Source organism: Clostridium lapidicellarium (assembly GCF_041224415.1).
Classification (GTDB): Bacteria; Bacillota; Clostridia; order Clostridiales; family Clostridiaceae; genus Clostridium_B; species Clostridium_B lapidicellarium.
In genome coordinates, this window is record NZ_JBGFFE010000015.1 from 23,879 (window position 1) to 38,580 (window position 14,702).

Below are 14,702 nucleotides of genomic sequence, written 5' to 3' on the forward strand. Positions count from 1 at the left end.
AATATAATATGAAGACAGAGTATTATAAAACATGGGAACAGTATAAGGCAGGACATTCTGGGATTAATGAAAATGTTGAAAGTGAAATGGCCCCTAAAATGCAAAAGTATGAGGAAATGATGTTTATATTTGTTCTTAATTTATTGATGTAGCAACGTTATTTTAAAGCTGCGGCTCTCTTTTGTCAAAAACTGAGATTGCAGCTTTAAAATTATTAATTTGTATGTATTAGAATTGTTTTTGAAAAACCGGGGCCGTATATTATAGAGATAACTTAGTATTGACAAAAATATTTTCCACTTTTAATATTGTAATTAGAATGAAAAGGATTGATGGTGGATGAAATGGATAACCTCGCGGAATTAAAAAAGTTGATTGTGAAATATGTGGAACAGCTGGATGAAGAAAAGGTGGTAAATTTGGCCAATGAAGCTTTGAATAGGGGAATAGATCCTGTAACCCTGCTTGAAACTGTCAATGATGGCATGGAAAAAGTAGGGAAATTATATGAAAGTAAAGACTATTATATAGCGGATCTTATATTTTCTGGACTTATTTTTAGAAAAATTTTAGAATTGGACAAAATGAAAGAATATTTTCTCCAAAATAAGCATAAGGGATTGGGAAAAGTGGTTTTAGGGACGGTAGAAGGTGATATCCATGATATTGGCAAGGATATTTTTAAAGGTATGCTTGAAGCCAATGGATTTGAAGTAATCGATTTAGGTGTGGATGTTTCAAAGGAAAAGTTTATAGAGGCAGTTAGAAAAAACAAACCTGATATTTTAGCTATGAGTGCTGCACTTACCAATACCATAGATACAATGCGGAATATAGTAAAGGCTTTTTCAAAAGCCGGCATAAGGGATAAAGTTAAGATCATTGTAGGCGCCAATCATATGAATTCCGATATAAGCAGGTATATTGGTGCAGATGGTTTTTCCAAAAAGGCTTCTACTGGTACTAAAATATGTTTAAGATGGATGAAGGAAAAAACAGGTAGGGAGTAACGGATAATGAAAAATCCAATATATGCTGAAATTGTACAGAATATACGGAATAAAATTAGCAGCGGCCAGCTGAAACCAGGAGATGATCTACCTTCTGAGACATCTTTGTGCAGTGAATATAATACCAGTAGAATGACGGTGAGGAAGGGACTTTCCATTTTATCAAATGAAGGCTATATATATTCTATCCCAGGTAAAGGCTATTTCGTAAAAAAACCAAATTATAATAAATATATCTTTGTCTATGACGAAATGAACAATTTAATCAACAATGTGGATAAAACAAAGCTTTTGTCTGTGGATATAATATTACCCGACGAAAAATTGGCAGGCAGTTTGCGGATCAGCGAAAATAAGAAGGTTGTCATGATCAGAAGATTGTTTTATACTGAAGGAGAACCTATGGCTTATGATGTCAAATATCTTTTATACAAAAAAGGAACTCCTATTGTGGAAAATGAAATTGAAAATGCAACTTTCCCGGAGATGATATCCAATAGGACTTCACTTTATGATTTAAACAACGAACTTATCATATATGCAAAAACTCCTGAGGAAGAGACCAAAAAACTGCTTCATATATATGGTGAAGTTGCATTGCTTGTAGTGGAACAAAAATTATATGATTCGGGTAATAAACCAATCGGACTTGGAATAACCTATTTTAGGGGAGATTATATTAAACTGCATGGAGTGAGCAAATCAAGTAATTGTTAAGCCTTTAAATGTTTGGGGAAGGGGTTGAAAATTAAAATGAATACCTTGATCGTAGCTTGTCGAACTATTGAAGATGAATTGAATAAAGCAATAGATGAAACAGGATGTAACTATCCGGTATTGTGGATAAAGTCTGGACTCCACCTACAACCTGATTCTCTGAGAGAATGTTTGCAGTGTGAGCTGAATCACATATCTAATGTGGATCAGGTTATTCTGGCCTTTGGATATTGTGGAAATTCTATAATTGGGCTTAAACCGCCGAATTATCGCATGATATTTCCAAGAGCAGATGATTGTATTACATTGCTTTTGGGGTCTTGCAAAAGGCGTGATGAACTGGCCGGTGACAGCGGAACTTATTTTTTGACCAAGGGCTGGCTGGAATCGGAAAGCAATATATGGAGTGAATATCAAAATGCTGTGAAACGTTATGGTAAAAAGAAAACGGAGAGAATTTATAGTATAGTTTTTAAGCATTATAAAAAATTGGGGGTTATAAAGACTGGAGCTTATAAACTTGAGGATTATTTGGAAAAGGCAAAAAAAATAGCAGGAGAATTGAAATTACAATATGAAGTTTTGCCGGGAACTCTTGAGTATATCAGGGAACTTTTGACGGGTCCGTGGAATTCTGACAAATTTGTGATCATAGATCCAGGTGAAACGGTTACAATGAAACATATCTACGGTACACATGGACATCCTTTAGATAATAGCCAGTGTATAATTAAAAATGGACTATGAACGGCAGTTTTTATTTCTGCTGTTTATAGTCCATAATAAGGTAATTTCACCTCTCCTTGTTCGGTGGAGTAAGTGATTTGCACCAAATCAAAGATTTGGGCTCTGAATTAAGGTAACTCCACCTCTCTTTGTTCGGCGGAGTAAGTGATTCGCACCAAATCAAAGATTTGAGCTCTCTACTTAACTGCATCCTGTAGTGGAACCGCAGTCCAGGCATACCATGCAGGTTCCGTTTCTAACCATTCTGGTACTGGAGCAAGTAGGACAGACCGCACCGTATACTCTTTCACCGTCTATTTTTTTTGTCTTTATTTCAGTATTGTTGATTTTCCCGGAATTTAATTCAGCGGAAGAGTTTCCTAGAATCAAGCTGTTCTTGTCGTAATTCTCAGGTTTGATCTGACATCTGGAAAAATCTCCAAGTTCTATATCTATTATTTTACTTATAAGATCCGATATGGAAGATACGTATTTTATATAGGGATGTTTTTGAACGAATCCGTAGGGTTCGTATTTTTGACCACGCAGCATCCTCGATATATCCTGCGGTGGAACATGGTATTGGAGCATTACCGATATTGCCTTTGACAGGGAATTTAAGAGCCCCATTATTATAGTTCCCTCTCTGTCCGTAGTTATATATATTTCAGATATATCGCCATTTGCGGATCTGTTTACTGTAGTGTATATTTTCACGTCATCTATTTGTGCCGGATGAGTTGTTCCTCTGCGGATTCCCACGGGTTTATCCCTTTTTGAATACTTTACCCCTTTTTGCAAATTCCTGGCCTTGCTTAAAAGCTGTTTATAGGTTAAGTCATCAAGCTTTACATCAGCTGAAGCGGATAAGTTTGTATTTAGAGGCTGGGCTGCTTTAGAGGAATCCCTGTACAGTGCTATTCCTTTAATCCCGAGTTTCCATGAGGATAAAACCACGTCTTTGAAATCCTGTATGGAAGCGTCTTTGGGTAAGTTTACAGTTTTTGATACTGAACCGGATATGAGCGGGGTTATGGAAGCTACCATTTTTACATGCCCCATGGGATCAATGTATCTTTCACCGCTGCCGCATTTATTTGAAGTGTCGAATATGGCAAGATGTTCATCTTTTAAATGCGGGGCTCCTTCCATTTTGCCGTCGAGTATTTTCTCATAGGTAAAGCCGTCTTTGGTTATGGTTTCTTTTTCAAGTACGTAGGACAATATATCCTCTATTTCTTCCTTGGTGTAGCCTAGTTTTTTTAATGCCATGGTTATTACGGGGTTTATGATTGTCATGAATCCGCCGCCGGATAATTTTTTATAGACAATATGGCTGAAGAACGGCTCTATTGAGGTTGCACCGCAGTCCATAGCAAAGGATATGGTGCCTGTAGGTGCTATAACTGTAACCTGGGCGTTTCTATAGCCAAATTTGTCGCCGCTTTTAAGGGCATTTACCCAGCATTTTGTCAATGTAGTTCCCAAATACGATAAATTTTGGCTTTTTAAAATTTCATGGTTTACTTTTAAAGGAGTATAGTTTAATCCTTCAAATTCATTTGAAAAACTGTATCCCATGGTTTTTGAGAGTTTTTCCAAATTTACAGAAGCTGCCCTGGCATGATTTCTCATCACTCTCATCATATAAGGCTTATTTATTTGAAACTTTTCAAAGGGGCCTATTTCTTTTGCCATTAAAGAGGATACATAATAGGATTGGCCTGTAAGTATTCCAACTAATGAAGCTGCAAGTGTCCTGGCTTCGTTTGAATCATAAGGATATCCCATGACCATGAATAGGGACGCTATATTTGATATGCCTAAGCCTGTAGTTCTGAAAAAATGTGTTTTTCTTGCTATATCTGCCGTAGGAAATTGTCCCCAGTGTATGGAAGCTTCCAGTATCAGCTGAACTAAGCTGATTATATGTAGATATCCCTCCATATCAAAAGTATTTTTGCCTGGATTATAAAATTTATATATATTTATGGATGCCAGATTGCATGAAGTATTGTCTAAAAAGGCATATTCTCCGCAGGGATTTGTAGAATTTATCATATTATACGGTGCATTTACTTTTCCGTCTTCCCCTGCAGGGCATGTATGCCATGCATTGAAGGTATCGCTGAACTGGGGCGCCGGATCCGCACATTTCCAAGCACAGCTGTTGAAAGTGTCCCAGATTTCCTTTACCTTTGCTGTCTTCGTAATCTTAGGATCAACCCGACCTCTGAGCTTTATCGTCTCATCTGGATTAACCTTTAGTCTGTCTACTTTACTCATGAAGCTATTTGAAAATCTTACAGAATTGTTGCTGTTTTGACCTGATACAGTTTCATAGGCTTCGCCGTCTAAATCTGTATCGTATCCCATTTTACCAAGTGCCTTTACTTTATTTTCTTCTTTTGATTTCCAGGTTATAAAGTTCATTATTTCAGGATGGTCTACATCCAGGCATACCATTTTGGCAGCTCTTCTCGTTGTGCCTCCAGACTTGATTGCTCCGGCATTTCTGTCCAATGCCTTTAAAAAACTCATAAGACCTGAGGAAGAGCCTCCTCCAGATAATTTTTCACCTTTTGCTCTTATGGGGGAAAAATTAGTACCTGTTCCCGAACCTCCCTTGAATAGTTTTGTTTCTGTTACAAATTGATCTGATATAGAATGAGAACCCAGCAGTTTGTCTTCAATAGATAGTATAAAACAAGCAGAAGCTTGAGTTCTAGTATAGCTGTCATTACATTCCATCACTTTATTTAAATTGTCGTCGAAATAGTAGTTGCCCTGCTTTGTACCACTTATGCCGTAGGATAACTTTAGCCCCGTATTGAACCACTGCGGAGAGTTTGGGGCATACATCTGCTTTAAAAATGCATAGACACATTCATCGTAAAAAATAGAACTTTCCTCTTCTGTCTTTATAAGCCCTTCATCCTTTAAGGATTCACGCCAAAAGTTTACCATTCTGTCTGCTACTGATTTCATGCTGTTTTCATAGCCCAGTTTTCCGGGAATACCGGCTTTTCTGAAATATTTAGAAGCTATTATGTCGCAGGCATTCTGGGAATACTGTTCTGGAAATTCCAGATCCTTCATATCCACCAGAACTTTGTGGGTTTTATGATCTTTTAAAAATACATCCGTTTTTTTCCACTTGAATAGATCATATACGGTTTTATTGCTGTTTTTTTCAAGGGATTTTGTATAATATCTTTTAAATAAATCCTTTATGCTGTTCAATTGCAACTTACCTCCAATTTATGGTAAAAAATATATTGTACATGTTGTGTGTATTTATAAAGCAACTACTATATATAGTATTAATCGATATATATTAATACTATATATAGTGCTTATTTATTATATTATATATCCTGTAAAAGTTCAATTTAATTTGTATGTCATTTTTTATCGTGTTTTTTAAATAAACTGTATTTTATAAGTTTATTTTAATATTCACTACAAAATAGTTTATAATTGATACTGAAAGGAGATTGAATTATAGTATGATAAGAAGATTTAAAAATTATGTACCAGAAATAAATAAAAATTGTTTTATAGCTGACAGTGCAGAAATTATAGGAAAAGTTAAAATCTACGAAAAAGCCAATATATGGTTTGGAGCTGTATTGAGGGGGGACGTAAATTACATATATGTGGGAAAGGGAAGCAATGTACAGGATAATTGTACCCTTCATACCAGCAGCGGAATGAATCCGGTAGAAATAGAAGAATATGTAACCGTAGGGCATAATGCTATAATACATGGCGCCAAAGTCGGAAGGTATTCTTTAATTGGAATGGGTTCTATAATATTGGATAATGCTGAAATTGGCGAATATACCATTATAGGGGCAGGCAGCCTTGTAACTAAAAATAAAAAGATACCTTCTGGAGTTATGTGTATGGGATCACCTGCGAGAGTTGTAAGAGAACTTACAGAGGAGGAAAAAGAATCTCTCAGGAATTCGGCAAAGGGGTATATTACAAAATCTGAAATTTACAAACACTTTGGCTGTTAAAATATATATCACCTATTTTATAAGTTAAGTATAAAATATAGTGTTAATAATATTTGGAGATTGTAAAATGCCTATTTTTAAATTAGGTTCATCTGGTAATCAGGTAATGCAGATTCAGGCGGTTTTAAGTAAAATAGGTTATTATCACGGTCCTGTAGATGGAATATTTGGTGTGCAGACTGAAGAGGCGGTTGAAAATTTTCAAAGGAACAATGGATTGATATCGGATGGTATAATAGGGCCGGATACTTATAGGGTGCTCCAAAGCTTCATGTTGGGTTATGATGAATATGTCATAAGATCAGGTGATACACTGTACAGCATAGCTGAGAAGTATGGGACTCAAGTTTATAAAATAATAACGGCCAATCCTTCCGTAGAGCCTTTGGGTCTAATTCCGGGGAATACAATTAAAGTACCTTACAACATAGACGTGGTGGATACAAATATAAATTATACCTACAGCGTACTTGAGACGGATCTTGCGGGCCTTGAGGCCAGGTATCCATTTATAACTGTAGGAAGTGCCGGTGAGAGTGTACTTGGAAGGCAGCTTTATTATGTGAAACTCGGGTCAGGAAGCAATCAGGTATCTTATAATGGCTCGCACCATGCTTTGGAATGGATAACTACACCTCTTTTGATGAAATTTATGGAAAATTTCGCTAAAGCCTATTCGGAAGGTAGAAGTATAAGGGGTTATAATATAGGAGAAATATGGAGGAGAAGCAGTATCTATATAGTTCCCATGGTAAATCCTGATGGAGTGGAGCTGGTGCTGAATGGGTTAACCAGGAATAATCCCTATTATTATCAGCTCATAGATTGGAATAGAGGAAGTACTGATTTTTCAAGGAACTGGGAAGCAAACAACAGGGGTGTTGATATAAATCACAATTATAATGCAAACTGGCAGCTTTCAAAAGAAGCTGAACTTTCTTACGGTGTATATGGCCCGGGACCCACCAGGTATTCAGGTCCCTATGCTGAATCAGAACCTGAAACCAGAGCCATGGTCAATTTTACGAATAGCCATGATTTCAGAATGGTATTGGCCTATCACAGCCAGGGAAAGGTTATTTATTGGCAGTATGATGCCCTGACTCCTCCCGAGTCCAGAAGAATAGCTGAAATATTCTCTCAAGTAAGCGGGTATGAACTGGCGCAAACCACTGGCATAACATCTTATTCAGGGTATAAAGACTGGTTTATACAGGATCATGGAAAGCCCGGATTCACCATAGAAGTGGGTAGAGGGGTCAATCCCCTTCCTATAAGTCAGTTTGATGAAATATACAATGATAATGAAGAACTTCTTATTTTGGCTTCAGTTATATAGAAATTTTATATTATTGGAAAGTTAGAAGAGGCATATATTTTAAGCTCTATTTATAGATGTCTACTAGAAGACCGCTTATATCGTCTATGGTAGCAGCTATGTTTAGATTTTCCTTTTGGTCATTTAGGAGTGCCTTGGTGAGCTCTTCCAATTTTTTATCTATGGTATCCACGGTTATGAAATATTGTGTCTGCCAAAAGCTTATGTCTTTTTTTATGTTGTACATGTGTTTTAAGACAGATTCCAGATATTCTTTTATCATTTTTTTGTATAATTTTACATCCGAATAGCATTTCGTTACGGCTAACCTGTTTCCCCTTTTTTTTATTTTATTAAACATTCCTTTGAGCTGTTCTTCTGATTTTTTTTCCATTTGAGAATTGAAACTTTGGGAAAAATCTTTTTTTATCTTTATGTTTTTATTATTTGAAGAAGGAGAAGAGGTTCCTCCAATTCTGGGAATTTCCATAAGATGCCTCCTGTTTTTATTTAAGAAAATTTTCAACTTTTGATTCAAAAAAAGCCGTTCATATAGTATAATCTTATCATAACTCTCAACCAATATATAGTTAATTGTGATATATTGTAGAATTTTTATTAAATAGTTATAATAAACTATTTAATGTGTATAAGATTACGGTATTTTCAAAAAATAAAAGTTGGGTAGGTGATTTTATGTGGTTTGAAAAAAGCTTGGATGAAATAATCAAAGAATTCAATACCGACATAGTAAATGGGTTGAGTTCGGAGGAAGCTCTAGCTAGAAAGAATAAGTACGGACCCAATAAATTAGCTGAAAAGAAAAAGAAGTCAATTTTAAAACTTTTATTTGAACAGATAAATGATGTATTGATATATATATTGCTGGCTGCAGCTGTAATTTCCGCTTTACTTGGAGAGGTAAGCGATGCAGTTATTATAATGGTTGTAATTGTGCTAAATGCAATAATAGGACTGGTTCAGGAATCAAAAGCTGAGAAGGCGCTGGAATCATTGAAAAAACTTTCCTTTCCAAAAGCACTTGTGAAAAGAGACGGCCGCATTGTAGAGATATCATCTGAAGATGTAGTAATAGGGGATATAGTGGTTTTGGAAGCAGGTAAATATGTCCCATGTGACTTGAGACTGATTGAAACTGCAAATTTGAAAATAGAGGAATCGGCCTTAACCGGTGAATCCGTACCTTCGGAGAAATATGCAGAGAATGTATTAAAAGGTGAAGATATAGCCCTTGGCGACCAGCAGAATATGGCTTTTATGTCCACCATGGTAACTTATGGAAGAGGAACGGGAGTTGCTGTAGCTGCAAGTATGGATACTGAAATAGGGAAAATAGCAAAAATGCTTGACAACGATGAAAAAAACTTGACACCGCTTCAGGTGAAGCTTGCACAGCTTGGTAAAATACTTGGTTTTGGAGTACTTGTAATATGTGTACTTATGTTCATTGTAGCGGTAATTCAAAAAAGGGATTTATTTGAGATGTTCTTGACGGCTATAAGTTTGGCGGTAGCCGCTGTTCCGGAAGGATTACCTGCCATGGTCACAATAGTTCTTGCTGTGGGAGTTCAGAGAATGATAAAGAAGAATGCCATAATAAGAAAATTACCTGCCATAGAAACCCTGGGCTCTGTGAATATAATATGCTCCGATAAGACGGGAACTCTGACCCAGAATAAGATGACCGTGACTAAATTTTATGCTGATGGTACCTTGGATAATATTTCAGGGCTGAATATGAAAAACAAAGTGCATTTTGCCCTTGTGGAATACATGATACTGTGCAGTGATGCCACTTATTCTGCAGATTCTAAAACCGGAGATCCAACTGAAATAGCGCTGCTTGAACTGGGAGCTAAATTTGATTTATATAAGAAAGATGAAGACAGACTTCATGTCCGGGTAAATGAGATACCGTTTGATTCAGATAGAAAGCTCATGACAACTTTGAATAGGTTTGACAATAAATACAATGTGATTACAAAAGGTGCTGTGGATAATTTGATTGAGATCTGCAGCAGCATATATCTAAATGGCGGTATAGTCCCCTTTAGTGAAGAACTTAAGTTAAAAGTGATGAATGCCTCTGATTCCATGTCAAAGGATGCACTCAGGGTGCTTGCAGCGGCTTTTAAAAAGGTGGATTCAATTGAAATCGAGATTGATTCCATGGAAAAGAATTTGACTTTTGTTGGCCTTGTGGGGATGATAGATCCTCCCAGAGAAAATGTACGGGATTCCATAGAGGAATGCAAGAAGTCCGGTATAAGAACGGTCATGATCACGGGAGATCATAAAAATACAGCTTTTGCCATAGCAAAGGAGCTTGGAATAGCCAAGGATTTCTCTCAGGTCATGTTGGGGTATGAATTTGACAAACTGCCTGAAAAGGAAGCTGGGAATAGAATCGATAACTTGAGGGTATTTGCCAGAGTGTCCCCGGAACACAAAGTAAAAATTGTAAAAACGTTAAAAAAGAAGGGAAATATAGTTTCCATGACTGGGGACGGCGTAAATGATGCACCTTCCTTAAAAACTGCCGATATAGGTGTAGCCATGGGAATTACAGGAACTGACGTGGCTAAGGATGCTTCTGACATGATACTGACCGATGATAATTTTTCAACTATTGTGGAGGCGGTAAAAGAAGGAAGAAATATATATAACAATATAAGAAAATCTATAACATTCCTTCTTTCCTGCAATATAGGGGAAATAATAGCCCTCTTTATCGGCATAGTGCTTGGGTGGCCTTCTGTACTGAGACCTATCCATCTTTTGTGGGTGAATTTGATAACGGACAGTCTTCCGGCACTGGCTCTCGGAGTGGATCCTGATGATCCGGATATAATGAAGGAAAAGCCGCGTGATGCAAGAGAAGGGTTGTTTTCAGGAAAAAATGGTGTATTTCTGATAGGCAATGGTATTTTGATAGGTGTGCTTACATTAAGTGCATTTTATGTGGGAACTAGGATATATCCAAATTCCGTTATGCATGCACAGACTATGTCATTTGTAGTTCTCAGTGTGTCCCAGCTGTTTTACACTTTAAGTATGAGGCACAGTGAAAAATCCATATTCCAGATTGGAATTTTCACCAACAGATATCTAATTGGAGCCATAATACTTGGAATAGTGCTTCAAAATGTGGTCATTACAGTCCCATTTTTGGCATCTGTATTCAAGGTATTTAGACTTACGCTGAATGACTGGATGTTTGTAATTTTATTGTCTATTGTACCTCTAGTTGTAAATGAAATTGTCAAAATGCTCTGGAAGCAGAATACTTGAAATTAACTGTGTTTGAAAAAGCTGTATACAATTCTACTTGGAATTACATACAGCTTTTTTAAGATCCTGTCAGTGTTGGCTATTTATGATGGGAAATAATTTTTTTAATTTCCTGTAAAGTGTCATTCTTGGAATTCCCAAGTTTTTTGCTGTTTTTGATTTATTAAAATTATTTTTTATAAGCATGTCCATTATTAATTTGCTTTCGGCTTCATGCATGGAGCTTTTTAGAAGTTCATTTTTATCATGATGGGTTTTCAACAGGAATTCAGGTAAATCGTCCATAGTTACAACTTTACCTTTGGAGGTTATCATTATTCTTCCCAATATATTTATTAATTCTCTTATATTACCGGGCCAGTTGTAGTCTGATAATGCTTTTAATATGCCGTCGGGAAAATATTTTTTTATAGAGTATTTCCTGTAAAACCTATCCTGTAAAGATTTTACTAAAACTGGTATATCATCTTTACGTTCCCTAAGAGGGGGAATTTCTAGGCTTAAAAAATTTAGCCTGTAATATAAATCTCTCCTAAATGTTCCCTGGAGTATCTTTTCCTTTAAATCATAATTGGTGGCGGCTATAACCCTTACATCTATGTTTGTTATTTTATTGCTGCCTATGCGTTCTATTTCATTTTCCTGTAGAACCTTTAGGAGTTTTGCTTGAAGAATTAATGGCATATCGCCTATTTCATCGAGAAATATAGTTCCACCATCTGCCAGTTCGAATTTTCCAAGCCTGCCTTCTTTGGAAGCCCCGGTGAAAGCTCCGCTTTCATACCCGAATAATTCGGATTCTGCAAGATTTTCCGGTATTGCGGCACAATTTAACCTGACAAATGGTTTGAATTTTCTTTTGCTTTTGTTGTGAATAGCATGGGCGAACATTTCTTTGCCGACGCCGCTCTCGCCGCTTATGAGTACAGTAAAATCCGTATCTGCAAATTTTCCAGCCATTTTTTTACATCTTTTTCCTTTAACCGAATTTACCAAAATATCATCGAATGTATATTTTGCACTGAATGATTTATTGTTCATATTTGTAATATCACCTTTCGTGGAATTATAAGTGTATCAATATGTTACAAAGAATTGTAACATATTGATACACTTGATTTCAATGTGAAAAATTATGGAAATATGAAAAAATTTGCTGTAGTCAGATAAGAATAATTAATTGATGAATATGCAATTATCATAGTTTAATATTATAAATTGATATGAATTAATAGTTGGAAAATTACAATTTTATAAAACGATTTTATAAAAATATATTTTTATATATAAAAGAAATCCTCCGGCATTTTATTGTGTGGAAATATTTAATAAATATTATATGAATTATAAAATTCAATATCCCATCAGAATAAATTATAAATTTTATAATTTATTCTGCACTTTTTATTGGCATGATAAATGCTTAGTGTAAAAAGCTACCGAAATAATTTTCCGTAATTAAAAAAAGGAGTGAGATTGATGGAACTTTCATCTGTTGAATGTTTTCTGATAGTAATGGCATTTTTACTAGTAGGAGAAGTTATATCGGAGAAAACAAAAGCTTATGTTCCTTCGGTATTTATCTCTGCTGTTCTGTTTTTGATAGGGTTTTGGACATTTGCACCAAAGGATATAGTTGTGAGGGCATCTTTTGGCAAAGAGTTCATACAGATTGCCATGGGCCTTCTTCTTGTACATCTGGGGACCCTTATGAGTTTGAAGAAATTGATAGCCCAGTGGAAGGCGGTAGTAGTTGCAGTCTGCGGCATATGTGGAATCATAGCTTTAACCATGAGTGTGGGGCTGTTGTTGTTTGACTGGCATACGGTTATCGCCGCAACACCGCCTCTTACAGGAGGAATAGTAGCGGCACTGCTTATGTCCGAGGGTTTGAAAGCACAGGGCCTTACTACTTTGGCCGTTCTTCCTATAGCTATGTTTGTAACTCACAGCTTTTTTGGCTATCCCATTACTTCTTGGTGTTTGAAAAGGGAAGGAAGAAGAATTGTGAAGGATTTTAGGGAAAATGGTCCCGATCCCAAAGTAATTAAAGAGGGAAGCATGTTTAAGGAGGAAAACAACAGGAAAAAACTTATACCTGCGCTTCCTAAGGCTTATCAGAGCTCTCCAATGATACTGTTTAAAGTGATATTGGTGTCCATGCTTGCGGGGTGGCTGTCTAAATTAACTGGAGGAGCTGTAAATCAGTATGTAATATGCCTCATACTTGGAGTTGTTTTTTGTGAACTTGGATTTTTGGAAGAGCAGTCCCTTGTCAAGGCAGGGGTATTCAACTGGCTTATATTGGGACTTTTGGCGTATGTATTCTCTCAACTGTCCAGTGTTACGCCGTCACAGCTTCTGGGAATAATAGGTCCTATAATTGTGCTTATAATATTGGGAATTCTCGGCATGTTTATAATGTCAATGCTTGTGGGAAAGCACTTTGGATTTTCAAAGGAGATGGCTTTTGCCTGTGCACTTACGGCACTTTTTGGATTTCCGGCAGATTATGTTATAACAACAGAGGTCTGTAAATCCGTAGGTACTACGGAAGAGGAAAAAATTATCTGGTAGATATATTGCTCCCGAGGATGCTGGTCGGTGGATTTATGACTGTATCCATTGCTTCTGTAATCATAGCCAGCATATTCCTTAAGTTGTTATAAATTATTTGTTGGCAGAAAAGCCGTATGCAATCAATTAAAATTGCATACGGCTTTTCTGCGATTCGACGTTCATCTTATGAGTTTGGTACCATTTTTATCCTGGTAAATTAGATTCCTTCTCATAAGCCCTCCAAGAGCATTTTTAAAATAATTTTTGCTTTCATGGAAAACTTTTTTTATGTCATCGGGGGAACTCTTGTCATTATAGGGCATAAACCCATTATGACATTTTAAATAATCGAGTATTGTATCTTCCAGGGACAGCCTTTCATATTTTGGAGTTTTCCTGGGGGTAAGTCCTAATTTGCCATCTTCATAGATTTTTTTTACTCTTAAATTCAGTTCGTCACCAATTTTGAGCTTTGTAAAATATTCATTGCTTAGTATGACTCCCGTGTATTTTTTGTCCACTACTACCATAGCGCTGTTGTTTGTCTGAAATCCGTAGACAATACCTTTTACTTCTGCTCCTATGTGGTACTTTTCGTCTTTATCTTCAACTTCCAGAAGATATCTGCCTATATCTGTGGTTGCGGCTATTCTGCTCGTTTTATCAAGGTAGATGTAAAAAGGATAATATTTTCCAACCTCAAGTGTATATTTTTGCTCAGATATTGGAGCCAGTATATCTCTTTCCAGGCCTATATCCACGAAATATCCAAAGTCTACCCTTGATACCACTTTTAACAGTGCAATTTCACCGACTACCGCGGCAGGGGATTTGAGAGTCGCAATTACCCTGTCCTTTGAATCCCTGTATATGAAGGCATTTACCTCATCTCCTATAGAAAGTTCATTTTCCAAGGCGTTTTTGTTTGGAAGAAGTATGTCGTCACTGGTTTTGCCCGTTTTGGCGTCCAGATAATATCCGAATCCTGTTTTCCGGACAATCTTTAAAAGATTGAATTTCCCTATAAGTATCATA

The 14,702-nt window shown here is 36.4% G+C and carries 12 protein-coding genes; 8 read left to right on the forward strand and 4 right to left on the reverse strand.

Annotated features, from left to right (window positions below; genetic code table 11):
• Window positions 1-8: 8 nt before the first annotated feature.
• The 4 genes from AB8S09_RS10545 to AB8S09_RS10560 all read left to right on the forward strand — a co-directional run bounded on the left by AB8S09_RS10545 (window position 9) and on the right by AB8S09_RS10560 (window position 2,474).
• Window positions 9-152: a hypothetical protein gene (locus tag AB8S09_RS10545; RefSeq protein WP_294182993.1), complete on the forward strand. Its 144-nt coding sequence runs from the start codon at window positions 9-11 to the stop codon at window positions 150-152.
• 180 nt (window positions 153-332) lie between these two features.
• Window positions 333-1,010, forward strand: coding sequence for a cobalamin B12-binding domain-containing protein (locus AB8S09_RS10550; protein WP_369869094.1), 678 nt, complete (start codon window positions 333-335; stop codon window positions 1,008-1,010).
• A 6-nt stretch (window positions 1,011-1,016) separates the two neighbouring features.
• Window positions 1,017-1,727 (forward strand): GntR family transcriptional regulator, encoded by a 711-nt coding sequence (locus AB8S09_RS10555; RefSeq protein WP_294182997.1) that lies wholly within the window; start codon window positions 1,017-1,019, stop codon window positions 1,725-1,727.
• A gap of 36 nt (window positions 1,728-1,763) precedes the next feature.
• Window positions 1,764-2,474 carry a DUF1638 domain-containing protein gene (locus tag AB8S09_RS10560; protein ID WP_294182999.1) on the forward strand — a complete coding sequence of 237 codons (711 nt, stop codon included), beginning with the start codon at window positions 1,764-1,766 and terminating at the stop codon, window positions 2,472-2,474.
• A 180-nt stretch (window positions 2,475-2,654) separates the two neighbouring features.
• Here AB8S09_RS10560 and AB8S09_RS10565 read toward each other — a convergent pair whose 3' ends face one another.
• Window positions 2,655-5,696: a vitamin B12-dependent ribonucleotide reductase gene (locus AB8S09_RS10565; protein ID WP_369869095.1), complete on the reverse strand. Its 3,042-nt coding sequence runs from the start codon at window positions 5,694-5,696 to the stop codon at window positions 2,655-2,657.
• Window positions 5,697-5,962: 266 nt separating this feature from the next.
• On the opposite strand from AB8S09_RS10565, the gene AB8S09_RS10570 reads away from it, so the two are divergent.
• Together AB8S09_RS10570 and AB8S09_RS10575 are read left to right on the forward strand one after the other, a co-directional pair.
• Window positions 5,963-6,478 carry a gamma carbonic anhydrase family protein gene (locus AB8S09_RS10570; RefSeq protein ID WP_294183003.1) on the forward strand — a complete coding sequence of 172 codons (516 nt, stop codon included), beginning with the start codon at window positions 5,963-5,965 and terminating at the stop codon, window positions 6,476-6,478.
• A gap of 67 nt (window positions 6,479-6,545) precedes the next feature.
• Window positions 6,546-7,817, forward strand: coding sequence for a M14 family metallopeptidase (locus tag AB8S09_RS10575; protein WP_294183005.1), 1,272 nt, complete (start codon window positions 6,546-6,548; stop codon window positions 7,815-7,817).
• Between the two features lie 46 nt (window positions 7,818-7,863).
• Here AB8S09_RS10575 and AB8S09_RS10580 read toward each other — a convergent pair whose 3' ends face one another.
• A complete protein-coding gene (locus AB8S09_RS10580) occupies window positions 7,864-8,286 on the reverse strand; it encodes a YaaR family protein (protein ID WP_294183007.1) in 423 nt (140 codons plus the stop codon).
• Between the two features lie 206 nt (window positions 8,287-8,492).
• On the opposite strand from AB8S09_RS10580, the gene AB8S09_RS10585 reads away from it, so the two are divergent.
• Window positions 8,493-11,108, forward strand: a complete 2,616-nt coding sequence (locus tag AB8S09_RS10585; RefSeq protein ID WP_294183009.1) for a calcium-translocating P-type ATPase, PMCA-type — start codon at window positions 8,493-8,495, stop codon at window positions 11,106-11,108.
• Window positions 11,109-11,177: 69 nt separating this feature from the next.
• On the opposite strand, the gene AB8S09_RS10590 is transcribed toward AB8S09_RS10585, so the two are convergent.
• Window positions 11,178-12,149 (reverse strand): sigma-54 interaction domain-containing protein, encoded by a 972-nt coding sequence (locus tag AB8S09_RS10590; protein WP_294183011.1) that lies wholly within the window; start codon window positions 12,147-12,149, stop codon window positions 11,178-11,180.
• A 438-nt stretch (window positions 12,150-12,587) separates the two neighbouring features.
• On the opposite strand from AB8S09_RS10590, the gene AB8S09_RS10595 reads away from it, so the two are divergent.
• Window positions 12,588-13,685: a hypothetical protein gene (locus AB8S09_RS10595; protein ID WP_369869096.1), complete on the forward strand. Its 1,098-nt coding sequence runs from the start codon at window positions 12,588-12,590 to the stop codon at window positions 13,683-13,685.
• A gap of 161 nt (window positions 13,686-13,846) precedes the next feature.
• Here AB8S09_RS10595 and AB8S09_RS10600 read toward each other — a convergent pair whose 3' ends face one another.
• Window positions 13,847-14,701: a CvfB family protein gene (locus AB8S09_RS10600; protein WP_294183014.1), complete on the reverse strand. Its 855-nt coding sequence runs from the start codon at window positions 14,699-14,701 to the stop codon at window positions 13,847-13,849.
• Window position 14,702 lies beyond the last annotated feature (1 nt).